The 25335-nt window shown below is 50.9% G+C and carries 16 protein-coding genes; 10 read left to right on the forward strand and 6 right to left on the reverse strand.

Going from position 1 to position 25335, the window contains the following annotated elements; all coding sequences use genetic code 11:
- From Q394_RS20515 to Q394_RS0114205, 3 genes are all read left to right on the forward strand, one after another.
- Positions 1-339 (forward strand): RNA-guided endonuclease InsQ/TnpB family protein (locus tag Q394_RS20515; RefSeq protein ID WP_028489090.1); only part of this gene is annotated, 339 nt, incomplete at its 5' end.
- Between the two features lie 202 nt (positions 340-541).
- Positions 542-3706, forward strand: a complete 3165-nt coding sequence (locus Q394_RS0114200) for a type I restriction endonuclease subunit R (RefSeq protein ID WP_028489849.1) — start codon at positions 542-544, stop codon at positions 3704-3706.
- A complete protein-coding gene (locus tag Q394_RS0114205) occupies positions 3693-4424 on the forward strand; it encodes a M48 family metallopeptidase (RefSeq protein WP_028489850.1) in 732 nt (243 codons plus the stop codon). The genes Q394_RS0114200 and Q394_RS0114205 overlap by 14 nt, the downstream gene beginning before the upstream one ends.
- Here Q394_RS0114205 and Q394_RS20520 read toward each other — a convergent pair.
- On the reverse strand, positions 4385-5530 hold the full coding sequence (locus Q394_RS20520) for a class I SAM-dependent methyltransferase (RefSeq protein ID WP_051543463.1): 1146 nt from the start codon (positions 5528-5530) through the stop codon (positions 4385-4387). The genes Q394_RS0114205 and Q394_RS20520 overlap by 40 nt on opposite strands.
- Before the next feature lie 146 nt (positions 5531-5676).
- Between Q394_RS20520 and Q394_RS0114215 the strand changes: the two genes are divergently transcribed.
- Positions 5677-6339 carry a class I SAM-dependent methyltransferase gene (locus tag Q394_RS0114215; RefSeq protein ID WP_028489851.1) on the forward strand — a complete coding sequence of 221 codons (663 nt, stop codon included), beginning with the start codon at positions 5677-5679 and terminating at the stop codon, positions 6337-6339.
- An 11-nt stretch (positions 6340-6350) separates the two neighbouring features.
- Here the strand turns inward: Q394_RS0114215 and creD are convergent, their stop codons facing one another.
- Positions 6351-7727 (reverse strand): cell envelope integrity protein CreD, encoded by a 1377-nt coding sequence (gene creD, locus Q394_RS0114220; RefSeq protein WP_028489852.1) that lies wholly within the window; start codon positions 7725-7727, stop codon positions 6351-6353.
- Positions 7728-8049: 322 nt separating this feature from the next.
- On the opposite strand from creD, the gene Q394_RS0114225 reads away from it, so the two are divergent.
- From Q394_RS0114225 to Q394_RS0114235, 3 genes are read left to right on the forward strand one after another with little or no spacing between them, the layout of a single operon-like run.
- Positions 8050-9975: a PrkA family serine protein kinase gene (locus Q394_RS0114225; protein ID WP_038141647.1), complete on the forward strand. Its 1926-nt coding sequence runs from the start codon at positions 8050-8052 to the stop codon at positions 9973-9975.
- Positions 9976-10001: 26 nt separating this feature from the next.
- Positions 10002-11291 carry a YeaH/YhbH family protein gene (locus Q394_RS0114230; RefSeq protein ID WP_028489854.1) on the forward strand — a complete coding sequence of 430 codons (1290 nt, stop codon included), beginning with the start codon at positions 10002-10004 and terminating at the stop codon, positions 11289-11291.
- Positions 11291-12832 carry a SpoVR family protein gene (locus Q394_RS0114235; protein ID WP_038141649.1) on the forward strand — a complete coding sequence of 514 codons (1542 nt, stop codon included), beginning with the start codon at positions 11291-11293 and terminating at the stop codon, positions 12830-12832. The genes Q394_RS0114230 and Q394_RS0114235 overlap by 1 nt, the downstream gene beginning before the upstream one ends.
- 24 nt (positions 12833-12856) lie before the next feature.
- On the opposite strand, the gene Q394_RS0114240 is transcribed toward Q394_RS0114235, so the two are convergent.
- From Q394_RS0114240 to Q394_RS20530, 3 genes are all read right to left on the reverse strand, one after another.
- Entirely contained in the window at positions 12857-13471 is a 615-nt protein-coding gene (locus tag Q394_RS0114240) for a response regulator transcription factor (RefSeq protein WP_028489856.1), read from the reverse strand.
- Entirely contained in the window at positions 13468-16842 is a 3375-nt protein-coding gene (locus Q394_RS21625; RefSeq protein ID WP_051543464.1) for a chemotaxis protein CheB, read from the reverse strand. Before Q394_RS21625 ends, Q394_RS0114240 begins: the two co-directional genes overlap by 4 nt.
- A gap of 152 nt (positions 16843-16994) precedes the next feature.
- Positions 16995-17636: a DUF4124 domain-containing protein gene (locus Q394_RS20530; protein WP_038141650.1), complete on the reverse strand. Its 642-nt coding sequence runs from the start codon at positions 17634-17636 to the stop codon at positions 16995-16997.
- Positions 17637-17736: 100 nt separating this feature from the next.
- Between Q394_RS20530 and Q394_RS0114260 the strand changes: the two genes are divergently transcribed.
- Both Q394_RS0114260 and Q394_RS0114265 read left to right on the forward strand, forming a co-directional pair.
- On the forward strand, positions 17737-18828 hold the full coding sequence (locus Q394_RS0114260; RefSeq protein ID WP_028489857.1) for an efflux RND transporter periplasmic adaptor subunit: 1092 nt from the start codon (positions 17737-17739) through the stop codon (positions 18826-18828).
- Positions 18821-22048, forward strand: a complete 3228-nt coding sequence (locus tag Q394_RS0114265; protein ID WP_028489858.1) for an efflux RND transporter permease subunit — start codon at positions 18821-18823, stop codon at positions 22046-22048. The genes Q394_RS0114260 and Q394_RS0114265 overlap by 8 nt, the downstream gene beginning before the upstream one ends.
- Before the next feature lie 69 nt (positions 22049-22117).
- Here Q394_RS0114265 and Q394_RS21630 read toward each other — a convergent pair whose 3' ends face one another.
- The gene (locus tag Q394_RS21630; protein ID WP_051543465.1) at positions 22118-22690 is read right to left on the reverse strand and encodes a DUF1877 family protein; all 573 of its coding nucleotides are present in this window, start codon (positions 22688-22690) and stop codon (positions 22118-22120) included.
- A 203-nt stretch (positions 22691-22893) separates the two neighbouring features.
- Here Q394_RS21630 and Q394_RS0114275 point away from each other — a divergent pair, with 203 nt between their 5' ends.
- Positions 22894-25290 carry a Tex family protein gene (locus tag Q394_RS0114275; RefSeq protein WP_038141659.1) on the forward strand — a complete coding sequence of 799 codons (2397 nt, stop codon included), beginning with the start codon at positions 22894-22896 and terminating at the stop codon, positions 25288-25290.
- Positions 25291-25335: the final 45 nt, after the last annotated feature.

Genomic DNA, 25335 nt, shown 5'->3' on the forward strand with positions numbered 1-25335 from the left:
TTAATCGTTGTCGGCAACGTCAGCAGCAAGGCGCTCGTCAAAACCAATATGGCTAAGTCTGTATTGGATGCAGGGTGGTCAATGCTGAAAACACAACTTGATGCAAAATCGAAAGCGATGCAAGGCGTGTTTCTCGAAGTCAACGAAGCGTACAGTACCCAAGCCTGTTCGTGTTGCGGAAGCATTTCCGTCAACAGTCCGAAAGGTAGAGCAGGACTTGGAATAAGAGAATGGACATGCCCCGACTGTGGGGAGCTGCACGACAGAGATGTCAATGCAGCCCGGAACATTCTCACGGCAGGACATTGCCGTCTCGCAGGAGGAATCCCCCGGCTTTAGCCGTGGGGAGGATGTCAACAAGCACCTCCTTATCATTTGCCGAGTGGATTCAGGCAAATATCGACGGTGTGCAAGTCGAATACGGCAGGATGGAGAAGATTTTTGCGCGGATTTTGCGAGCATTGTGATTGAAAACACAGGCAGGGTGACGTACTTTTCGGCATAATAAACCCTTGTTATCCACGGGCTAAACAGGGCAAGCATGAGTAACGTCAGTGACCGCGAACGCATCACCCAAAACCGCGTCGTCCGTTTGTTTCAGGACAAACTCGGTTACGAGTACCTCGGCAATTGGGAAAAACGCGCTAACAACCGCAATATCGAACCCGACTACCTGAGCGCGTGGTTACGCAAGCAAAACGTCAGTGATGCCCTGATTGACAAAACCCTGCAAGAATTGGCGCGAGATAATGCCTTGGGGGATGGCGACAATCTTTATACCCCCAATCAGACCTTGTACGGCTTGCTGCGTTATGGGGTTAAAATCAAACCTGATCACAGCGAACACACCCGTACCATCCACCTGATTGACTGGGAAAATCCCACCCATAACGATTTTGCCATAGCCGAAGAAGTCACGATTAGTGGTAAGTATGACAAGCGCCCCGATATTGTGCTGTACGTCAACGGTATCGCACTGGGCGTATTGGAGCTGAAACGCGCTACCGTGGGTGTGGCGGAAGGCATTGCGCAAAATCTGGATAACCAAAGCAGCACCTTCATCCGCCCGTTTTTCACCACCATGCAGTTGGTGATGGCGGGCAATGACAGCGAAGGCTTGCGTTACGGCACCATTGAAACCAAATCCAAATATTATCTGGAATGGCGAGAAGAAAACCCCGCGTACAACCCTAAAACCGACAGCAAAGACCAACAATACTTGCCCCAATACAACTGCGGTACGGTAGAAAGCCCACTGGATTGCGCTCTGTTACGCATTGCCAGCAAACACCGTGTGCTGGAGCTCATCCACGACTTTGTAGTGTTTGACGCTGGCGTGAAAAAGCTGTGTCGCCATAACCAATATTTCGGCCTCAAAGCGGCGCAAGCCCGTATTTACCAACGCGAAGGTGGCATTATCTGGCACACGCAAGGCTCAGGCAAAAGCCTGACCATGGTGTGGCTGGCGAAGTGGCTACGCGAAAATATTGATGACAGCCGCGTGTTGATCATTACCGACCGCACCGAGCTGGATGAACAGATCGAAGGTGTATTCAAAGGTGTCGACGAACACATTTACCGCTGCAACAGCGGGCGCGACATGCTGGGTGTGTTGAACCAGCCGATTGAATGGTTGATGTGCTCCCTGATCCACAAATTCGGCGCGGGCGAAGAAGGCAGCGAACAACAGACCAGCAGCTTCATCAAGGAATTGCTGAGCAGTATCCCCAAGGACTTTTCCGCCAAAGGCAATCTGTTTGTATTCGTGGATGAATGCCACCGTACCCAGTCCGGCAAGCTGCACAAGGCGATGCAAAAGCTGTTGCCGAATGCCTTGTTCATCGGTTTCACCGGTACACCTTTGCTGGATAACGACAAGCAAACCAGCATGGCTACGTTTGGCTCATTCATCCACACCTACACCTTTGACCTAGCCGTCAATGACAGGGTGGTGCTGGATTTGTGTTACGAAGCGCGGGACATTAGCCAATACGTGGGTAATAAAACCAAAATAGATGAGTTTTTCGAGCTAAAAACCAAGGGCTTATCCAAGATTGCCAAGGCTCGGGTCAAGCAGAAATGGCTGAATATGCAACGCGTGTTATCCAGCAAATCACGTTTGCAGGAAATAGTGAACGACATCGTGTTGGATATGGAAACCAAGCCGCGTTTAGAGAGTCGGCGTGGTAATGCCATGCTGGTGTGTGCGGACGTGTACCAAGCCTGCAAGGTGTATGAGTTGCTTGCGGCAACGGATGCCAGTCTGGCGGGTAAATCCGCGATTATCACCAGTTACCAACCCACGGCTGCCAGTATTAAAGGCGAGGGCGGCGACGAGGGCGACACCGAAAACCTGCACAAATACAAGATTTACCGCAAGATGTTGGCAACGTATTTCAACCAACCCGAAGATGAAGCCGTCAAACGCGTGGAGGAGTTCGAGAAAAAGGTCAAAAAGCAGTTCAAGGAACAACCTGCACAAATGCGCCTGCTGATTGTGGTGGATAAACTGCTGACAGGTTTCGACGCGCCATCGGCCACCTACTTGTACATCGACAAGAAAATGCAAAACCACGGGCTGTTTCAAGCTATTTGCCGCGTCAATCGTCTGGATGGTGAGGAAAAAACCTACGGCTACATCATCGATTACAAAGACCTGTTCAACAGCATCAAAGACGCGATGGGCGATTACACGGGTGGCGCATTTGCCGACTATGACAGTACCGATATACAAGACTTGCTGAAAAACCGCCTGAAACAAGCCAAGCTGAAACTGGAAGAAACCCGCGAAGCGATTAAAGCCCTGTGTGAGCCAGTAGTATTACCGCGTGGCACTAACGATTACCGTGCTTATTTCGTTTCCAGCAATACGCTTAACCGTGACGAAGCCGAACAGAACGAAGCCAAACGCCTCGCATTTTACAAACTGAGCGGTGCTTATCTACGGGCGTATGCCGAGATTGCTGGGGAGTTGCAGGAGGTGGGCTATTCCGCCAGTGAAGCAGAAAAAATCCGGGTGGAAGTGCGCCACTATCACGACGCAAGGGAGGCGGTGAAACTGGCCAGTGGTGATTACAAGGATGCCAAAGACCTCGAACCCGCGATGCGTCACATCTTCGACCAGTTTATCCGCGCCGATGATAGCGATATGTTGGCAGACTTCGGCGACAAAGGCTTGATCGAAGTGTTGGTGGACAGTGGCATTGTCGCGCTGGAAAGCCGTTTGCCGGAAAGCGTGCGCAAAAGCGAAACAGCCGTGGCGGAAACCATCGAAAACAACATCCGCAAAAATATTAGCGATACTCGCAGCGTCAACCCGGCTTACTACGATAATTTGTCTGACTTGCTGGATGCCCTGATCCAACAACGTCAGACCGAAGTGCAGGAATACCAGCAATATCTGGAAAAGCTCAAGGCATTGGCAGAACAAATGCGCCAAGGCCAAATACCGCAAGATTATCCCACTACCCTCAAAACCCAAGCCATGCGCAACCTCTACGCGAATCTGGAGCGTGACGAAAGCCTGACGCTTGCCGTGCATGAAACCGTGATGAGCTACAAAAAAGCAGGCTGGACAGGCAATAATGCCGCCGCCCACATGAAAGAAAAGCGGGTTCGTCAGGCAGTCACGCGGGTAGTAGGCGAGGACTCTGCTACAGTAGAGGACTTGTTAAAGCTAATCAAAGCGCAGTATGAATACCACTAGCTCCTTGTCGAATCCTCTGTTTACTGTCAGTGACATTCCCGTGTATGTTACACGCAAAGCCATCAAAAACCTGCATTTAGGGGTATATCCACCGGATGGGCAGGTGCGGGTTTCAGCACCTGAGCATTTTAGTACCGACAATATCCGCCTCGCCGTGGTAACACGTCTGAAATGGATTAAAACCCAACAGCAACGTTTCCAGCAGCAACCCCGTCAAAGTCTACGTGAAATGGTGTCCGGTGAATCCCATTACCTATGGGGAACGCGCTATCGGTTGGAGGTGGTATATCAATCCGGCAAACATCAGATTGCGCCCAGAGGGGAGTTCCTGCACCTGAGCGTCACCCCCGGTACAAGCACCGCAAACCGCGAACGTTTGCTACACGATTATTACCGCCAACAATTGAAACAACGTATTCCCGTCTTATTGGAAAAATGGCAGCCGCGTATTGGAAAGCAAGTCACGGACTGGGGTATCAAACGCATGAAAACCAAGTGGGGAAGCTGCAATATCACTGAGCAGCGTATTTGGTTGAATCTGGAACTCGCCAAGAAGTCGCCGGAATGCTTGGAATATGTGTTGATACATGAATTGGCGCATTTGTTGGAGCGGCAACATAACGCCAATTTTACTGCACTCATGGATGAGTTCCTGCCGCAGTGGCGTAGCTTGCGGGGTCAGTTGAATGCAGAATATCTGTCTGCTGAAGTGTGGTAGCTTTTCGTCCCCCACACCGCAAAAATCGGATCAGATAACGCCGTTTCCCGGCTATGCGGATCGTCCGCCGGGCGTGGCAAACCCCGAACAGATTCCGTATGCAAGTCGCTGAATTGCGACGTTTTTAAGAAATAATCCAACACCAGCCCCTGACGCTCGAAGGGGTGCATTTCCATCCACAAGCTGATGGCTTTGTTGGGGAACCAGCGGGTCGAAAACGCCATGATAACCTTGCCACCTGTTTTGACCACCCGCGCCAACGCCTGCATGACCGCCAGCGGTTGGGTGAGGTATTCGATGGAAACACTGCAAATCACCGCATCAAAACTGGCGTCAGCAAAGGGGAGTTGTGGGCTTAGGTTCAAATCGTGTACTACCCGCTGTTGCAGGCGTGGGTTGGCGGCTAATTCGGCCTGATTCATGCCCAGCCCAGTGACGTGCAGCTCATTCAACTCATCCGGTAAATGGGAAACATGGCTGCTCATCAGATCGAGGATTTTCATGCCCGGTTGTAACAGCCGCCCGTAGAGTGCCGTCAGTTGCGCCCGTGCGGTTTTATCCAGATGGTTGACCAGACGGGGGGTGTAGTAGAACTGGGTGTCATCCCGTTCATCCGCCCGCTTGAAGGGGTAAGTGCCGTAAAAGTCAGGGCTGACACCGGGGTAGGGTGCTTGCATTCCGGCGCCATTGGCACAGAGCAGCGCAGCAATATCCGGCCATTGCGCCCCCTCATAGGGGGCGCTCAAGCTCAGGGCATAGGCTGCCAGCGGGTGGTTGGTATCCACCGTCAGGGTGTCAGCCGTTGCACCAATCAAGCGGAACGGGCGGAAATCGTTACGGGCACAATCCAGCGCTTCCCACGCATAGCCTTGCGGGTAAAAGCGCCCGACCTTGGGGTCGATGTTCAGGTGGCGTTGCTTGCCGTTAAACTGGTGACGCGGAAAACTGACGGGCGGCTGGTTTGTCTGCAACAGGGCGCTGGCTTCACCGGGGGCGTAGGTGATGCTGTTGTGTTGGGCGCAATGCCCTGCCGTAATTTTTTTGGAAAACAACAGGTCACGGTGGGTTGCTACCGTGCTTTGCCAATTAAGTGTGAATTTATCCATCGCAGAATCTTAGCCTCTTGCCTAGTGCAACACGTGGGAGTTTGTCGAGCGATACCGCTCACGCGAGTTCTGTTGAGAGCGGTAGGGATCTAAGATAATCTCAATTTCTCAATTTTCCATTAAACGATAACGAAATAGCAATAATCATGATTAACTGGCTAAGCAGCAAATGGCATCGTCCCGAACGTGGTTGGGATCCCGTCGATCCAGTATGGGCAAAGGAATACGCAGAAGCCGAATGGCAAATGGTGGATATTGCCTTACTGGATCAGTTGGAGGAAAAGCTCGGTGGTTTGTCGGGCAAGCGCGTCTTAGATATGGGCGCTGGCGCAGGGCAATACAGCGTAGCGTTGGCACAACGGGGCGCGGAGGTGACTTGGCATGATATTTCGCTGACCTATCAGGACATTGCCAAAGAAAAGTCTGAGGCTGCCGGTGTAAAGTTGCACTGGTCATTAGGCTATCTGGAAGAGACACAGGGGCTGGACTTAGCCAGTTTTGACTTTATTTTTAACCGAATCTGTTGGTATTACTGCCAAAATGACAAAGTATTTGCTAGAAAACTTTGGTCATTACTTAAACCCGGTGGCTTGCTTTACATCCATGCGCCTAACAGCCAGTTTCATCGAGATGGCATGTCAACTTCCGCACAGTTACGTACTTGGTTGAACGCTCAGACGGGGTTTAAAATCGGGCATCCCATGTTACCGCCTCGGCGTATTCCCAGTCTGTTTGAAACCCTGCCGGTCAGCAAGCTCGAAGCTGATTACTGTGATGCCCGTAATGATGTGGTGTGGCTGTGGAAATGAGCTTCCTTGGGTTAGTCAGTTTGTTTTAAATGCTGCGTCACAAACATCATGATGCTCATGGCCAGTACCAATAAACCAACGCCCACTAATAGTGCATAGTTCTCCCTCTCTAAGAGCAGGTAAAGCAAGCCATACAAGCTGGTCAGCAACAAGAATAGCCCTACCGTGCTGCGGGCATGACGTAAAATGGTGCCGATGTAAATCGTAATGCTGAGAACGACGGTGGATGCAGCGGCAATATAAGCGTAAAAGAAGCCAATGTGTTCCGCCAACGCGAGCAAAATGAGATAAAACAGCGATAGTGCTACCCCAACGACGCCGTAGTGCAGCACGTGTAGCCGCCGTTTGAGGCTAATTTCAAACGCAAGGAATGCCACGAAAGTCAGGGTGACGCACAACACCCCGTATTTGATGGCGCGAGCAATGCGGGAGTACAACGGAGCTGGTTCGTCTAAGCTGACACCAGCGGTGATTTCGTGCAGATCATAAGCTTTATCGACGGAGTCTTCCATCACCCAGTATTGTGGGTAACTACGTACCAGATGCGGCACTTCCCATTCAGCATGGAAACCTTCTTCACTCACAGCATTGGTGTCGGGCTGGAGTTCACCGTGAAAACTGGGGTGTGTCCATGCTGATGTCATGAGGATTTTGGTGTTTTCACCGAGTGGCGCGAAATATAGCCCATCACTGCCACGTAAGCTCAAGGTAAGTTTGAATTCGTTACTGGGGTTGCTGTCTGCATTCACGCTGAGGGGAATGTGAAAGCCCGCCGGAAGCAGTTTATTTAAATTTGTACCGGGTTCTAGGCTGATACGTCCGTCATTCCAGAAGAAGTTGGAGGCGGTATCAATGGCGCGTGGGTCATCTAACCCGATGGCAATGAAGGCTTTATCCCATAAGATACGGCGTTCTCCCTCATTGGACTTCAATACATTGGCGTGATTGAATTTACCCGTGAGGCTGATATTGGCACTGTAAACCAAGGCGTCATACATACCGCGTTGATTGTGTTCTTCTGTTATGTCAGTGCGAATTTCTAGGGCTTCTGGTAATAGGATGGCTGTACGATCGTTGTAAATGTCTTTGCTGACCACACGGCTTTCGCCGTTTTCATCCGTCACTGTATCGACATTAGTGAAATGTTCGACATACGGCACAACCAATACGGGACCTGTTAGTGTTTGCTTTTTTCCCCATGATTCAGCGATTTCGTGGCGAATCTCTTGATAATACAGGCCACGTTCTTTAACAATTTTTGCGGCGACGAATAAAGGAATGAGCATCAGCAAACCCAAGAGCATAATGCTTAGGGTACGAAAGCCGAGTGATTGCGGTAAGGGGCGCAAACGGTAGTTGGTAAGAAGAGTGGGGAGCTGCTCCGACATGTTTGTTATCCTGATGTTGACGGCGCAGATAATAGCATGAAACGGCCTGTAAACTGACACCCTGTCAAATCAGCACTAGATGGCCACCTGTATTCCACAGGTGCATGATCATGAAAAGGCAGCTGCTAATCCGTTTGTCTGTTAATTACACTTTTGTGCTTATCTGTGGTCTAAAGTTGGAAGTACAGGTATTCAACATTAGTCAGTTTACAGTCATTTGGCATTTGACTTGCAAGCTGTCACTATCAGATGAAGGTAGTCATCTGGATATACAATCGCAGGGCAGTTACCTGCCCCCGTATTTATCATGAAGGGGTACAATATGAGTAGCATTTTCAATCACTATCAATCTCGATACGAAGCCTTACAAGAAGAAGAGTACTCGTTGCAGGAGTATCTGGACATTTGCAAGCGCGACCACATGGCTTATGCCACTGCCGCTGAACGACTGTTGTACGCCATCGGCGAAGCAGAACTGGTCGATACCTCGCGCGACCCACGCATGAGCCGCATTTTTTCCAACAAAGTCCTGCGTCGTTACCCCGCTTTTTCCGAATTCTATGGCATGGAAGAGTGCATTGAGCAAATCGTGTCTTTCTTCCGTCATGCCGCGCAAGGTTTGGAAGAAAGTAAGCAGGTACTCTACCTGTTAGGGCCTGTAGGCGGTGGCAAATCTTCTCTCGCGGAACGCCTCAAAGCCTTGATTGAAAAAGCACCCATTTACAGCATCAAAGGCTCGCCCATCAACGAATCCCCGCTGGGTTTGTTCAATGTGGAAGAAGATGGTGCGATTCTGGAAGAAGATTTCGGCATTCCTTCACGTTACCTGAAAACCATTATGTCGCCTTGGGCGGTGAAGCGTTTGCACGAATTCGGGGGCGATATTACCAAGTTCAGAGTGGTGAAACGTTATCCTTCGCGCCTTAACCAGATTGCGGTTTCCAAGACCGAGCCGGGCGATGAAAACAATCAGGATATTTCAGCACTGGTGGGTAAAGTCGACATCCGCAAGCTGGAAGATTACCCGCAGAACGACACGGATGCTTACAGCTATTCCGGCGGTTTGTGCTTGTCGAATCAGGGCTTGATGGAATTTGTGGAAATGTTCAAAGCGCCCATCAAGGTGCTGCACCCATTGCTGACCGCCACGCAGGAAGGCAACTTCAATGGCACGGAAAGCATTGGCGCTATCCCGTTCAGCGGGGTGATTCTGGCGCATTCCAACGAATCTGAATGGCAGACGTTTAAAAACAACCGCAACAACGAAGCTTTCATTGACCGTGTTTCCATCGTCAAAGTGCCGTATTGCCTGCGCGTGACCGAAGAAATCAAGATTTACGAAAAGTTGCTGGTGAACAGTTCACTGGCACTGTCACCGTGTGCTCCAGACACGTTAAAGATGTTGGCACAGTTCATTATCCTGTCGCGCATTAAAGAGCCTGAAAACTCCAGCCTGTTTTCAAAAATGCGCATTTACGATGGTGAAAACCTCAAGGATATTGATCCAAGGGCAAAAACCATCCAGGAATATCAGGATGCTGGGGGCGTCGATGAGGGTATGAATGGCCTTTCTACCCGTTTTGCGTTCAAGATTTTGTCGAAAGTATTTAACTACGATTCTACCGAAATCGCGGCTGATCCGGTGCATTTGATGTACGTGTTGGAGCGCCAGATCGAGAAGGAACAGTATCAGCGGGAACTGCAAGACCGTTATATCCGCTTTATCAAAGAATACCTCACGCCGCGCTATGTGGATTTCATCGGCAAAGAAATTCAGACCGCGTACCTCGAATCGTATTCCGAGTATGGTCAAAACCTGTTCGACCGCTACGTGACTTACGCGGACTTCTGGATTCAGGATCAGGAATTCCGTGACCCTGAAACCGGCGAATTCCTCGATCGTTCATCGCTCAATGCTGATCTGGAAAAAATCGAGAAACCAGCGGGTATCAGTAATCCCAAAGATTTCCGTAACGAGATTGTCAACTTCGTGCTGCGGGCGCGTGCCAATAATGGTGGGCGTAATCCAGCGTGGACGAGTTACGAAAAGCTGCGCCGTGTCATCGAGATGAAAATGTTCTCCAGCACCGAAGATTTGCTGCCAGTCATTTCCTACGGGGCAAAATCCACGGCAGATGAACAGCGCAAACACAACAACTTCGTGGAGCGCATGATGAAACGTGGTTACACCGAAAAGCAGGTACGTTTGCTGGCTGAATGGTACTTGCGGGTACGCAAGTCGCAGTAATCGGTAACAACCATAAGGAGTGCCGTATGGCCTACATCGTTGACCGTCGGCTGAACAGCAAAAACAAGAGTCTGGTGAATCGGGAGCGCTTTCTCAAGCGTTACCAGAAACAGATTCGTCGGGCAGTATCGGATGCTGTCAGCCGCCGCAACATCACGGATATGGAGCAGGGGGAGAGTATTACTATCCCCAAACGCGACATTTCCGAACCTGGGTTCCGTCACGGTCAAGGTGGCAAGCGCAGCATTGTGCATACCGGTAACAAGGAATTTGTCGAAGGCGACCGCATCCAGCGTCCACCCGGTGGGGCTGGCGGTGGCAGTGGTTCTGGGCAAGCCTCCGCCGATGGCGAGGGTATGGAAGATTTTGTGTTCCAGATCTCGCAAGAGGAATTCCTCGAATACCTGTTTGAAGATTTGGCCTTGCCCAATATGGTCAAGCGCCAGTTATTGAGTACCGATTCCTTTGACTATCACCGTGCGGGTGTCAGCGAAGTCGGTAATCCGGCGCAAATCAATATTGTGCGTTCGATGCGCAGCGCCCAAGGTCGTCGTATTGCCTTGCGTGGTAAGGAACGCCGTCGTCGCCGCGAAGTGTTGGCAGCACTCGAAGCGCTGGAGCAGGCAGGTGACAGCCCGGAAACGGAAGCCCAACGCTCGCTGCTAAAAGCTGAGTTGACCCACCTGAATGTGAAGATTCACGCGATTCCGTGGCTGGACGATTTCGACCTCAAGTACAACCTCAAGGTGAAAGTCCCGAAGCCGTCGCCAAAAGCGGTGATGTTTTGCGTGATGGACGTATCGGGCTCCATGACACAGGATATAAAAGACACCGCCAAACGGTTCTTTTTCCTGCTGTATTTGTTCTTGAAAAAGAACTACGAGAAGATTGAGGTGGTGTTTATCCGTCATCATACCCAAGCGCAGGAAGTGGATGAGAACACCTTCTTCTACGCCCGTGAAACCGGCGGAACCGTGGTGTCCAGCGCTTTGAACTTGATGGGCGACATCATTGAAGAGCATTACTCCCCCAGCCAGTGGAATATCTACGTGGCGCAAGCCTCGGATGGTGACAATTGGCATGAAGATAACCAGCGCTGCCATGATGCCCTGATCAGCAATATTCTGCCCTTTGTGCAGTATTACACCTATATCGAAATTGGCGACCGTGATCCGCAAGGCTTGTGGTATCTGTACGAGCATCTGCAACGTGATTTTATGGATCGTTTTGCTATCCAGCGGGTGCGCAATAATGCGGAAATCTACCCAGTATTCCGTGAATTGTTTAAACGCCACACGTGTGAGGAGCTTGACTGATGACTGAGCATAATCCTGAAAAAGATTACCCTGAAAAACAGTATATTTCGACCAGTTCGGAATGGACGTTTGCCACCATCGAAGCTTATGAGCGCGAGATTGCCCGCATCGCCCACGACAAGTTCAAACTGGACACTTACCCTAATCAGATTGAAATGATCCGCTCTGATCAGATGATGGATGCTTATGCGTCCATCGGGATGCCAGTGTTTTACAATCACTGGTCGTATGGTAAACACTTCGTCGACACTGAACAGAAGTACAGTCGGGGGCGCATGGGGTTGGCGTATGAAATCGTCATCAATTCAAACCCTTGCATTGCCTATTTGATGGAAGAAAATACCATGACGATGCAGGCGCTGGTGATTGCGCACGCGTGTTATGGGCATAACTCGTTCTTCAAAGGTAACTACTTGTTCCGTACCTGGACGGATGCTGAGGCCATTATTGATTACCTGATGTTTGCGAAAAAGTACATCAGCCAGTGTGAGGAGCGTTACGGGGTAGAGCAGGTCGAGTTGTTGCTGGATTCTTGCCATGCCTTGATGAATTACGGGGTCGACCGTTATAAGCGTCCCGCCCCGATTTCAGCAGCGGAAGAACAAAACCGCCAGAAGGAACGTGAGCTGTATATTCAGCAACACATCAACGATTTGTGGCGCACTTTGCCGCACCGTGGACGTGAGCGCGAAGAAGAAAAGGCTGTTCATAACTTTCCTGAAGATCCACAGGAAAACCTGCTGTATTTCATCGAAAAAAACTCGCCGTCACTGGAGATTTGGCAGCGTGAAATTATCCGCATTGTGCGTAAGGTAGCACAATATTTTTACCCGCAACGCCAGACGCAGGTAATGAACGAAGGGTGGGCGACGTTTTGGCATTACACCATCCTCAACGAGATGTATGATGAGGGGTTGGTGAATGAAGGCTTCATGATGGAGTTCCTCACTTCCCATACCAATGTGGTGATGCAACCCGGTTTTGATAGCCCGTATTACAGCGGCATTAACCCTTATGCACTGGGTTTTGCGATGATGACCGACATCCGCCGTATTTGCGAAAACCCAACGGAGGAAGATAAGCACTGGTTCCCGGATATGGCGGGGAGTGATTGGTTGACCACGCTGGATCATGTGATGCGCAATTATCGCGATGAGAGCTTCATCCTGCAATTTATGTCACCGAAAATTATCCGCGATTTCCACTTTTTCGCGCTGGAAGACGATGACCGCAAAAACACCATCGACGTGACCGCGATCCACAATGACGAAGGTTATCGGCGGGTACGGGAAACCTTATCCATGCAATACAACCTGAGTCAGCAGGAACCGGACATTCAAATCTTCAGGGTGAATTTGCGCGGCGACCGTTCCTTGACCTTGCAGCATGTACTGAATGAACGTCGTCCCTTGAATGACGAGGTGAACGAAATGTTGCGTCACGTTTATCGGCTGTGGGGGTACGACGTACACCTGCATTCGGTAGAGCCCACTGGACGCACCGTGCGCAGTTATCATTTGGTGGGTGAGCACCAGAACTGATTCCACCCATACGGCTGCCAGCGGTTATTCGTTGCTGGTAGCTTCTCGCGCCATGTTCACCAGTTCGATGAGGGAGGTGGCGTGCATTTTGTCCATCATGTGGCTGCGGTGAAACTCGACGGTTTTGATGCTGACACCGAGTTTGCTGGCAATTTCCTTGTTGGAATGGTTGTCGATCACCAGATCCATCACTTCGCGTTCGCGTTCGGTCAGATTGGCAATACGCGCCTGAATCATGGTCAGGCGGATGCGGGATTGCTGGTTGTCATTGTCCAGTGCCAAGGCTTCGTGTACGTAGTCGAGCAGCACCTGATCTTCAAAAGGCTTTTCCAGAAAATACATTGCACCTGCCTGCATCGCCCGTACTGCCATAGGAATGTCGCCGTGCCCGGTGATGAAAATAATCGGTAGCGAGTATTTTTGCTTGGTGAGAAACTGCTGTAATTGCAGGCCGCTCATACCCGGCATCCGCACGTCTAGAATCAGGCAGCCAACCATGTGCATGGTGTAAAACTTCAGGAAATCCTCAGCCGAGCCGAAGGTGGCGACCCTCAAACGCATCGACTCCAATAACCAGCGCAATGAATCGCGCACAGCAGGGTCGTCATCAACAATGAAAACGGTTGGTTGATAATTCATGAATGGTTGTTTCCTTTGATTGGCAACGTGAAGCTGAACGTTGCGCCTTTGGTATTGTTATTACTGGCCTCAAGTTTACCACCGTGTGCTTCAATAATGGAACTGCTGATCGGCAGCCCCATGCCCATGCCATTCTTTTTACTGGTGTAAAATGGGCGGAAGATTTTGCTGGCAAAATCATCGGGCAAACCCGTGCCCTCGTCAATGACTGATACGCGCACCTCTTGATTGCTTAGCGGTTCACTGCGGATATACAGGGAGTCGATAGTGTTTATTGACGTTTCAGCCATTGCATCCAGCGCATTGAGTATCATGTTAACCAATACTTGCTCAATCTGTATTTTATTGACGTTTACCAAACCCAGATGCGGGGATAGCGCTGTGTTCAGTTTGACCTGTTTGAATTGTTCTGTGGTATCCAACAGGTGTAGTGTTTCTTTAATGATGCTGTTGATGTCATGTTCACGCCATTCCACATCCTGATCTTTGCGGGTGAAGTCTTTAGCGTAACGCAGGATTTCGCCTGCCCGTCGCACTTGGGTACTCACTAATTTCATGACATCCGCAATGTCTTCCATGCTGCATTCTTTGCTGTTCATGCGTAATTCGCAGCCACGAATATAATTGCCAATGGCTGATAGCGGCTGATTCAGTTCGTGGGCAATACCGGATGCCATTTCTCCCAGCGTATTGAGGCGCATAATGTGTGCAAGTTCCTGTTGGCGTTCAGCCAGCAGGTTTTGGGCAATCATGCGCTCGGTATGGTCGACAATAATCGACATAATACGCAGTTCGTGATTATCGAGATGGATGAGCACGGGGCGAATTTCCAGCCAACGTACATTGCCTTTGAAGGTTTTGACTTTCACTTCACGGGCATGAAACTCCCCTGTTTTGGCAATCTGGTTGATACATGTATCAACCTCGTGCTGGTATTCGGGGAACATGAAGTCTTTGAGTGAGTGTCCGATCAATTGCCCGGGATGTTTGGCTTCCATAATGATGGAGCCTGCCGGGTTGACCTCCTCAATCATGCCATCAAGCGTGCAAATATTAATCCAGTTGGGTTGGCTCTGGAAAATGGTGTCGAGTTTGGCGCGTTCGATTTCCAGACGTGCTTCGGCCCATTTGCGTTCCTCAATTTCGTGGAGCAACTGGTCATTGCTGGCTTTGAGTTGCAGGTTGGCAGCTTCCAGCTCGCTACTTTTGACGCTGACTTCCTGATTGACGGTGCGTAATTCTTCGTTGGTGGATTGCAATTCCTCGTTGGAGGTCTGCAATTCTTCGCTTGAGGTGTAGAGTTCCTCGTTGGTGGACTGCGCTTCTTCGTAGGTGGATTGCAGTTCCTCGTTGGAGGTTTCCAGCTCTTCAATGGTGGTTTGCAGGCTTTCGCGGACTTCGCGCAATTCTTCTTCGAGTTCCTTGAGGCGCAAGGTATCGCTGACATGCAGGGCATCCTGCTCGGCACTGTTGGGGTAGTCGCTGGGCGGCAGTACCTCAAAGATGACAATGCTGACTTCGCTTTCTGTCAATTTTCCGGCGGGGAAATGGCGGGTACGCATGACGATGCGCACGGCTTCACCCCCCAGTTTGAAATTGATGCGGCGGCTGCTGATGGTTTCATCGGTACGCCGGGCTTTGTATATCAGCCCGCGCAAGTCCTGACGCAATTCGGGGCGAATCAGGTCAAGCACGCTTAATGCCGCCCGCCCTTCGGCAAACCCCAGAAAAGGGTCAACTTGACCACGTACATAGACAATTTCCTGGCGGTCATCCAGCATGATGCAGGCAGGCTGGTAAATATTGACCAGCAATTTGTCGATGGAGTCCTGTAGCTTGGCTCGTGGTTTATCACGCGCATTGCCGTTATATGGCTGGTTACGTTGTTCCCGTAAGGAACGGCTTTGTAACAAGTAGGGCAGGTGACCTTTGACATCACTGCGCCGCCGGTAAATGCGTGCTTTGCGGTCAACGGTAATAAACAAGCGATCACTACCACCGATAGTTTCGGACTTGCCGAGAAACATAATGCCATCCGGTTCCAGCCCGTAGTGGAAGGATTCCAGCACATTGCGCTGCAAGGTTTGGTTGAAGTAAATCAGTACATTACGGCATGTTACTAAATTAAGGTGTGAGAATGGTGGGTCACGCACCAGATCGTGGCGGGCAAACAGCACCATGTTGCGGATGGTTTGGGTAAGCTGGTATTCACCGTCTTTCTGGATGAAGTATTTGTCGAGGATTCGCTGTTCAATACCGGCAACCGAGGCTTTGGAGTAACGCGCCTGACGCGCAATGGTCAGCACGCCGTCATACAGGTCAGTACCAAAAATTTGCACCTTGTAACGGGCAATGCGGTTGCCAAGGTATTCCGACAACATAATGGCGATGGAATAGGCTTCTTCGCCAGTCGCACACCCGGCAACCCAGACGCGGATTTCATGACCACCTTGTGGCACGATATCTTCCAGCACCCGGCGTAGTGCCTGATACGCATCGGTATCGCGAAAAAAGCTGGTGACCGAAATCAGGATGTCGTTATGCAGCTCATAGAGTTCTTCAGGTTTTTGCTTCAGGAAAGCAGCGTATTCACTCAGTTGTTTGCATTTGTGGACGGTCATGCGCCGTTCGATGCGGCGCAACAGCGTATTACGTTTGTAATCGCGAAAATCCGTGCCGGTCTGGTCAAGCAGCATCCGCAGGATTTCCTGAATCTCGTCTTCGCTGGGTTCGGGCTTGCTAGCAAACAGAAAGGAAATATCAGGTTGTGCCAGCATATCGTGGATTTGCTGGGCAATATCTTCGGGGGGAAGTGCGAGATCGACATGCCCCGTGCCAATAGCAGAATGCGGCATACTGTCGAAACGGGCGGTGGATTCCAGCTGCGCAAGGGTAATGCCACCTTCGGCCTTGATGGCGCGGATGCCGTGCGTGCCGTCAGTGCCCGTACCGGAGAGGATGATGCCCACTGTATGCCTGCCGTGGTTTTCGGCGAGTGAGGCAAACAGGCGGTCAACCGAGGGTTTGGGGCCAATGCCAGTGGCTTTTTCCAAGTGAAAATGCCCGTTGGCGTAGAAAGCGTCCATTGCTGGCGGGATAATATAAAACGTACCCGCGTTCAGCGCTTGCTTGTCTTGTAATTCGGCAATGGGAAGCTGGGTTTCACGCGCCAGGATCGGCACCATCATGCTGCTGTGTTTGGGATCAAGGTGCTGGGCAAGGATGTAAACGACCCGTTCATCAATCGGCAGGTTGGGAACCAGTGCACGGAGTGCTTCCAGTCCACCCGCCGATGCGCCAATCCCTACGATAATCATGCGGTTATCGTCGATCTTTTGTTCGGTTTGCTCTGATTCTCTATCAGTCGTCATGGCTTCTTCCCTGTTTACGCAAGAGGATAATAGCAGATGTGGATGCACCAAAAAATCCAAAAAAAGTGGGGAGCCAGAGTAATCTGGCTCCCCACTAAAGATTATGGGTTTTCACTAGGCCTGAACGCTATTCCTTGATACAGGTCAATAAATTAATTCGCTGCTGGAAGCATGGCGGTGGCGGAAGCCGCCGCACCAGCAGTGCTGCTGGTGTTGGCAGTGCTGCCTTCGCTACCATGCGGGGTGCTACTACCGCTACTGCGTTCCACGGTTTTACCCTGTTCAGTCGAATGGCGGGCATCGACCGCTTTTTCTGTCTGGCTTGTCGGTGTCTTGTCTTTACTGCTGAACATTTCCGGTTTGCACATGCTGTCAATATTACTCTGCATTTCTTTCATTTTAGTGATTTTGTCTTCGGCCGTCAGGAAGCGCTCGCCCTTATCATCCTTCCATTTGATCAGTGCATTAGCGGTCATCTGCTTTAAGGCTGCTTCTTGTTGGGCACAGAAATCCCGGTGTTTTTGGTCACTTTTCTCGCCAGCTTTGCGGGCTTGCTCCATATCATCTTTGCCGGTTGCTTTGCTGGCCTGTTCGGGGAGGGTATTACCCAGTTTGCCGGTGGAAAGGCGGATGTCGTCCTCAATATTCTTACCCTTGGCATCGGGTGGGGGTGGCGTTTGGGTATAGTGGGTTTCGCCCCGTGCGTCTGTCCATTTGTACATTTCGGCAGAAACATTGGGGGCAATAAACAATATTACCAGTACCACGGCTGGCGTAAGAATGGCTTTGTGCATGATTTACCTTGTTTTGTTATCATTTGAGTATGTATTAGTGTTTTCTAATATTCTCTGCTAGGATACATTAACTTTTAGTTTTGTTGAGGGTAAGTATGCCATGAAAATGTTACCAAAGTGGGTACTGATCGTCGGATTGTCAGCCTTGTCTGCTTGCGGAAAAGCAGAGCAGCAAACGGCTACCGCAACAGATGCACCTGTGAAATCGACCTTGCAAACCGTTAAGGTCGGTGAGGTCGGTACACCTGAATTGCATTATCTGGATGGTCATGTAGAAGCCGTGAATGAAAGTACCTTGTCTGCCCAGACCAGTGGTGTGATTGAGAAATTATTTTACGATGTGGATGATTTCGTCGAGCCGGGCAAGATGATTGCCCGCATCAAGTCAAATAATCAACAAGCTGGCGTGGCGCAGGCGCAAGCATCTCTGGATGAGGCGCAAGCCCGTTTCACCGAAGCACAAACTGACTTCAAACGTATCAGTGATATTTATGCTAAGCGTCTGATTCCAAAAGCCGATTATGATACGTCTCAGGCCAACCTGCGGGCTGCTGAAGCGCGTTTGGCGGCGGCGAAAGCGCAAATTACCCAAGCCGGTGAAGAACTGGGCTACACCAGTTTGGTTGCACCTTTCGGGGGTATTGTGACCAAGCGTCATGTGCAACTGGGCGAGACCGTCAACCCCGGTACGCCGATCATGACGGGTATTTCACTCGACCAAATGCGGGTCGTGGTGGAAGTGCCACAACGTTTGATTGGCAAGGTACGTGAGGAAAAGAAAGCCTTCGTGTTTCAGGATGGTTCCAACAAATCACTGGCAGTCAAGTCGTTAACATTCTTCCCGTATGCCGACCCCAAAACCAATGCATTCAAGGTGCGGATTGATCTCACGGAAGGCGCGAAAGACCTGTTCCCTGGTATGTTTGTGAAAGTAGCGTTTGTGATCGGTAAGCAGCAAGGTGTGGTCAGTGTGCCGGAAAGTGCAGTGGTAATCCGTAGCGAGGTTATTGGTGTGTATGTAATCAATGCACAAGGCCGACCTGCTTTACGTCAGATCCGTCTGGGAAAAAAGCTGGATGAAAATACCATCAGTGTATTGGCGGGTGTCGATGCAGGGGAAACTATTGCGCTTGACCCGGTACAGGCAGCCATTTCCCTCAAGCAGCAAGAGGGGGTAAAGCACGATGAATGAGCCAAAGTTGGGCATTTCTGGCGGGATTGCGAAAAAATTCCTGACCACGGAAATCACGCCGCTGTTGGCATTGGTCGGTTTGTTGCTGGGGTTGTTTGCCGTGATGGTGACGCCCCGTGAAGAAGACCCGCAGATCAATGTGACCTTTGCCAATGTGTTTATCCCGTTTCCGGGGGCGAGTGCAGAACAGGTGGAAAGTCTGGTGAGCACGCCTGCCGAACAGGTGCTGTCGGAAATCGAAGGGCTAGAGCATATTTATTCCACTTCAATGCCGGGTATGTCGGTTGTGACCGTGCAGTATAAGGTGGGTGAAGACAACACCGCTGCACTGGTGCGCTTGTACAATAAGGTCGCTTCCAATCAGGACTGGTTGCCGCAAAAGCTCGGGGTCGGTACGCCGCTGATCAAGCCAAAAGGCATTGATGATGTGCCGATTGTGGCGCTGACCTTGTGGACAGAGGATGACAAGCGCGGCGCGTATGAGCTGAATCAGGTTGCCCATGCGATCGAGTCGGAACTCAAGCGCGTGCCGGGGTCGCGTGACATTTACACCATCGGTGGGCCACAACAGGTGGTGCATGTATTACTGGATGCCGAAAAACTTGCCGGGCATGGCATTTCTTTGGCGGACTTGCGCAATGCGTTACAGGCCAGCAATTCAGCACGTGACGCGGTGTCGCTGGTGAATAATAACGAGGAAATTCAGGTGCAAGCCGGTACTTTCCTGATGGATGCCTCAGAAGTCGGCGAATTAATGGTCGGGGTCTTCGATGGCAAGCCGGTATTCCTCAGCGACGTGGCGGATGTGAAACGTACCTCTGATTCGCCGGAAGCCTACGTCAGTTTTGGCACGGGTGCAGCGGCAGAGCATAAAGGTTTGCCAACGGGTATTCATACCCCAGCAGTGACGATTGCAGTTGCTAAACAGCCGGGAACCAATGCGGTGGATATTGCTAATAATGTCATCGACCGCTTTGAGAAATTACGTGGAACGTTTGTGCCGGAAGGGGTGAATGTCACCGTGACCCGCAATTATGGCGAAACCGCACAGGCCAAGTCCGAAAAGCTGATCCACAAACTGATTATTGAAACCATCGCGGTCGCTATCCTGATCTGGTTGGCGCTGGGGTGGCGTGAAGCTTTGATTGTTGGTGCAGCCGTGGTGATTACGCTGGCAGTGACCTTGTTTGCTTCGTGGGCGTATGGTTTTACCCTGAACCGGGTATCGTTGTTTGCGCTGATTTTCTCTATCGGGATTCTGGTGGATGATGCGATTGTGGTAGTGGAAAATATTCACCGCCACATGCAGCAAGGTGGGAAGAAACTATTAGAGGTCATTCCGCTGGCAGTGGATGAAGTCGGTGGCCCAACGATTCTCGCGACGTTTACCGTTATCGCGGCCTTGTTGCCGATGGCGTTTGTTTCCGGGTTAATGGGGCCGTATATGTCACCTATCCCGATCAATGCCAGTTTGGGGATGTTGATTTCATTGGCAGTGGCTTATGTGGTCACGCCGTGGATGACAGGCAAGATGCTCGGTAATGTCGATTTCAGCCACCATAAAGAAGACAACAGCAAGCTGTTTGGCTTTTTCAGCGGCATCATGTCGCCGTTTCTGGACGATAAAAAGGGCGGTAAACGTCGCATGGGTTTGTTTGCGGTCATCACCTTATTGATAGTGTTGTCGGCATCCTTGGCGATGTTCAAGCTGGTAGTGCTGAAGATGCTGCCATTCGACAATAAGTCAGAGTTTCAGGTGATTCTGGATATGCCGGAAGGCACCTCGCTGGAACAAACTTCGCGGGTTCTCAATGAGATGGCGGATTATCTGGGCAAGGTTGATGAAGTGACCGATTACCAGATTTACGCGGGAACAGCCGCACCGATCAACTTCAATGGTTTGGTGCGCCAGTACTATCTGCGGGAAGGTGCTAACGTTGGCGATATTCAGGTCAACCTGACCGATGCGCACGGGCGTGAACGGCAAAGCCATGAGATTTCGCTGGCGGTGCGCCCACCGTTGCAGGACATTGCCAAGAAGTACAACGCCAATGTGAAAGTGGTGGAAGTGCCCCCCGGCCCGCCCGTGATGTCGCCGATTGTGGCGGAGGTGTATGGGCTGGATTATGCTGGACAGATTGGTGTTGCCAAGCAAATTCGGGGTGTTTTCGAGCAAACGCCTGACATTGTGGATATCGACGACAGCGTGGAAGCGCCGCAGAAGCGTTTGGTGGTGCAGGTTGATCGCAGCAAAGCGGCGTTGTTAGGTGTGTCGCAAGATGCGATTGCTTCCAGCATTGATACGGTGTTGCGCGGTGAAGATGTGGTGTTCTTGCACGGCAAGGGGATCAAGTACGCCGTACCTATCCGTGTGGAGTTCCCCGTTGCCCTCAAAGATAAGATGGATTCCGTCTTAGCTTTACGGGTACGCAGTAACGCCGGTGAACTGGTGCCGATGTCAGAACTGGTCAGCGTGGAAGAGACTACCCGCGAACATTCCATTTATCACAAGGATTTGCTGCCGGTGGTTTATGTCACGGGTGACATGGCTGGGGTGACGGATAGCCCGTTGTATGGCATGTTTGATATTTTCTCCGGCATCAAGGACTTGTCGGTATACGGTAATCCGATTAACCAATTTTTCGTTGCCCAGCCTGATGACCCGTATCTGTACGGGATGAAGTGGGACGGCGAATGGCAGGTGACCTACGAAACCTTCCGTGACATGGGGATTGCCTATGGGGTAGGGATGATCCTGATCTTCCTGTTGATCGTGGCACAGTTCAAGTCATATATGGTTCCTCTGGTTATTATGTCGCCAATTCCATTGACCATTATCGGTGTAATGCCGGGTCATGCTTTGCTGGGAATGCAGTTTACCGCGACTTCGATGATCGGGATGATTGCACTGGCGGGGATTATCGTGCGCAACTCGATCTTGCTGGTGGACTTCATCAATGAGCAAATACGCAGTGGTATGGCGCTGAAACAGGCGGTGATTAATTCCAGTGCGGTGCGTGCCAAGCCGATTGCCTTGACAGCGTTGGCAGCTATGGTGGGTGCATTCTTTATCATTGATGACCCCATCTTCGGGGGATTGGCGGTATCGCTGATCTTCGGGATTATGGTCTCAACGGTACTGACCTTGGTGCTGATTCCATTGATGTACTATATGTATGCACAGAATCGTCTCTCAATGATTACAGGTCGGGCTGATTAAGCCCTTCCTTACCTTGTTCAATCTGACGTAATCCCCGGCATCGTGTGTAAACGTTACGGGGATTTACGCTCAGACTCCAGCTGTCAATTCTGGTGTTTTACTCAGATACACGGTCATGCCAAGGTTATTCTCAGCGGCATGGTGCATGAAATGCTGCATCGCTTTGAATCGACTCAAGCAAGCATCCAGGGCATGGTCATTGCCATCCCAGATTTGTGGATAAATCTCATCATCAAGCATTTGATTGGTATCAAAGTTCTTTGTGAGATCAGCGGCCGTTTTCTTGGTGATACTTTGAGTAATGCGTTTAACTTCACAGGATTCAAATACCCGTGCAGGCCCGTAACCGATGTCAACATCCCCTACGTAACTACCGCCATCAATCAAGAACGCATCGGGTAAATCGCCGTTCCACACCTGCCCACACATCAAGTAATGGATGCCGTGCCAGTATTCTCCCAATGTTTCTCGTAAGTGAAGGGGTTCTGGTTCAAGCGCATGACGTGGTGCTAGGTAGTTTGGGTTGGTGCGCATCGCGTTGAATTGATCCGCAAACACCACATTCCAAATCAGTGTTGGATTTTTCTTTAATCGACTGATATTTAAGTCGGAAGTGGCTGAAAGATGTAAGTGGACACCCATGATAATAGACCCCTTGTGAAAATTGGCAATGCCAAAGACAATCGTTAAATGTTGTTGTTCTGATTACTTCATGACTGAATTATCACTGTGTGCTTAGGTTTTTGCTGTGATAGTCATCACCAATGCCATGAAATTCGCTTTGTTTTGAGGCTAACCCCGACTTTGTTATGATGTACGGCATCGATCACAACAATGAGTTTAGTATGCAAAGTATTCTTTCACGCATTGCCACCGAATTGGCGGTTCAAGAACAGCAAGTGGCTACTGCTGTTGCCTTGCTGGACGAGGGTTCCACGGTTCCTTTCATCGCTCGTTACCGTAAGGAAAAAACGGGCGGTCTGGACGATACTCAACTGCGTTACCTCGAAACCCGCTTGGGTAGCTTGCGTGAACTGGAAAAGCGGCGTGAGACGGTGCTCCATTCTATTCGTGAACAAGGCAAGCTTACCGCAGATCTTGAACAGCGGGTGTTGCAGGCACAAACCCGCACAGAGCTGGAAGATATTTACCTGCCTTACAAGCCCAAGCGCCGTACCAAAGCGATGATTGCCCGCGAAGCTGGCATCCAGCCCTTGGCAGACGCTTTGCTGGCGAATCCGCAGCTTGACCCTGAAACTGAAGCCGCCAAGTACCTGAATCCGGCGCTGGAGTTTGCCGATACCAAAACGGTATTGGATGGTGCTCACCAAATCCTCATGGAAGATTTCGCCGAGAACCCCGAGCTTAGCGGCAGTTTGCGCGAATACCTGTGGGAGCAGGGTGGGATGGAATCCAGCGTGGTGGAGGGCAAGGAAACAGAAGGTCAGAAGTTCGCCGATTACTTTGCTTACAACGAAGCCCTGAGCAAGATACCTTCTCACCGTGCTTTGGCGCTATTCCGTGGACGCAATGAAGGCATTCTTGACCTGAAACTGGATGTCACCGTGGCAGAAGGTGCGACGCACCCTTGTGAAGAAAAAATTGCTAAAGCTTTCAATATTTACGATCAGGGTAGGGCAGCCGACCGTTGGTTGCTGGATACGGTGCGCTGGACATGGAAAGTTAAACTGCACAGCCGTCTCAGCACTGACCTCAACTTGCGTCTGCGCGAACAGGCTGAAGCCGAAGCTATTCGTGTCTTCGCCGCCAACCTCAAGGATTTACTGCTGGCAGCACCGGCGGGCGCACGCGCAACGATGGGGCTTGACCCTGGCTTGCGTACTGGTGTGAAAGTCGCGGTGGTCGATGCGACGGGCAAGCTGCTGGATTTTGCGACCATTTATCCGCATGTGCCCAAAAAGCAGTGGGATCAGTCGATTGCCACGCTGGCCGACATCTGCGCCAAATACCACGTTGACCTGATCAGCATCGGCAATGGCACGGCTTCCCGCGAAACCGACCAACTGGCGGGGGATCTGATCAGCCGTCATCCTGAACTGAACTTGTCGAAAGTGGTGGTTTCTGAGGCCGGTGCATCGGTGTATTCCGCTTCCGAACTGGCTGCGAAAGAATTTCCGTTGCTGGATGTATCCATCCGGGGCGCGGTATCGATTGCCCGTCGTCTGCAAGACCCATTGGCCGAACTGGTGAAAATAGACCCGAAATCCATTGGTGTAGGCCAATACCAGCACGATCTGAATCAGCCTGAATTGGCACGCTCACTGGATGCAGTGGTCGAAGACTGCGTAAACGCGGTAGGCGTGGATGTGAACATGGCTTCTGCCGCGTTACTGGCACGGGTGTCAGGTTTAAACAGCGGTATCGCCGAAAATATCGTGGAATACCGCAACGACAACGGCGCTTTCCGCAACCGTAATCAGTTGAAAAAAGTATCGCGTCTGGGGGCGAAAACCTTTGAACAGGCTGCTGGTTTCTTACGTATCCGTGACGGTGAATACCCGCTGGATGCTTCCGCAGTCCACCCAGAAGCCTACACGCTGGTTGAGCAAATTGCTGCTGTAAACCGCCATCCCTTACAAGAATTGGTCGGTAATAGCGAGCTGGTGAGCAGCCTCAAACCGACAGATTACGTGACCGAGCAGTTTGGTTTGCCGACCATCCGCGACATTCTGACGGAGCTGGAAAAACCGGGTCGTGACCCGCGTCCTGAGTTTGTGACGGCGACCTTCCGTGATGGCGTCAATGAACTCAAAGACTTGGAAGCAGGCATGATCCTCGAAGGTGTAGTCACTAACGTGGCGAATTTTGGGGCTTTCGTTGATATTGGCGTGCATCAGGATGGTTTGGTGCATATTTCGCAATTGACCAATAAATTCATCAAAGACCCGCGAGAAGTCGTGCGCACCGGTGATGTGGTCAAAGTCCGTGTGGAAGAGGTTGATGTGCAACGTAAACGCATTGCTTTGACCATGCGTTTGGAGCCAACGGAAACCAAAGTGGCTATGCCTCGCCCTGAACAAAGTGCGGTTCAAAAGCACGCCCAAAAGTTTGGTCATCGTGAAGAGCGTCGCCCGCAGCCGCATTCTTCTAAGCCAGAATCGAGTCGTAGGGCAGATACTCCAAAGTCACCGCCTAAAAAATCTGGGAAAGATGCCATGCTTGCGACAAACTCTGCCATGGGCGATGCTTTGGCCGCAGCGATGGCAAAAATGCGTAAGTAATTATAATCGGCTATAATCCCGCGTTTACCCGTTAAGCCGCTGGTA

It is taken from the genome of Thiothrix lacustris DSM 21227 (genome assembly GCF_000621325.1).
Classification (GTDB): domain Bacteria; phylum Pseudomonadota; class Gammaproteobacteria; order Thiotrichales; family Thiotrichaceae; genus Thiothrix; species Thiothrix lacustris.

Bases quoted from the DNA above. Each gene is read 5' to 3' on its own strand.
- Q394_RS0114260 (WP_028489857.1), top strand. From the start codon at position 17,737: ATGAAAATGTTACCAAAGTGGGTACTGATCGTCGGATTGTCAGCCTTG.
- Q394_RS0114225 (WP_038141647.1), top strand. From the start codon at position 8,050: ATGAGTAGCATTTTCAATCACTATCAATCTCGATACGAAGCCTTACAA.
- Q394_RS0114240 (WP_028489856.1), bottom strand. From the start codon at position 13,471: ATGAATTATCAACCAACCGTTTTCATTGTTGATGACGACCCTGCTGTG.
- Q394_RS0114265 (WP_028489858.1), top strand. From the start codon at position 18,821: ATGAATGAGCCAAAGTTGGGCATTTCTGGCGGGATTGCGAAAAAATTC.
- Q394_RS20530 (WP_038141650.1), bottom strand. From the start codon at position 17,636: ATGCACAAAGCCATTCTTACGCCAGCCGTGGTACTGGTAATATTGTTT.
- Q394_RS0114215 (WP_028489851.1), top strand. From the start codon at position 5,677: ATGATTAACTGGCTAAGCAGCAAATGGCATCGTCCCGAACGTGGTTGG.
- Q394_RS20520 (WP_051543463.1), bottom strand. From the start codon at position 5,530: ATGGATAAATTCACACTTAATTGGCAAAGCACGGTAGCAACCCACCGT.
- Q394_RS0114205 (WP_028489850.1), top strand. From the start codon at position 3,693: ATGAATACCACTAGCTCCTTGTCGAATCCTCTGTTTACTGTCAGTGAC.
- Q394_RS0114235 (WP_038141649.1), top strand. From the start codon at position 11,291: ATGACTGAGCATAATCCTGAAAAAGATTACCCTGAAAAACAGTATATT.
- Q394_RS0114275 (WP_038141659.1), top strand. From the start codon at position 22,894: ATGCAAAGTATTCTTTCACGCATTGCCACCGAATTGGCGGTTCAAGAA.
- creD (WP_028489852.1), bottom strand. From the start codon at position 7,727: ATGTCGGAGCAGCTCCCCACTCTTCTTACCAACTACCGTTTGCGCCCC.
- Q394_RS0114230 (WP_028489854.1), top strand. From the start codon at position 10,002: ATGGCCTACATCGTTGACCGTCGGCTGAACAGCAAAAACAAGAGTCTG.
- Q394_RS21630 (WP_051543465.1), bottom strand. From the start codon at position 22,690: ATGGGTGTCCACTTACATCTTTCAGCCACTTCCGACTTAAATATCAGT.
- Q394_RS21625 (WP_051543464.1), bottom strand. From the start codon at position 16,842: ATGACGACTGATAGAGAATCAGAGCAAACCGAACAAAAGATCGACGAT.
- Q394_RS0114200 (WP_028489849.1), top strand. From the start codon at position 542: ATGAGTAACGTCAGTGACCGCGAACGCATCACCCAAAACCGCGTCGTC.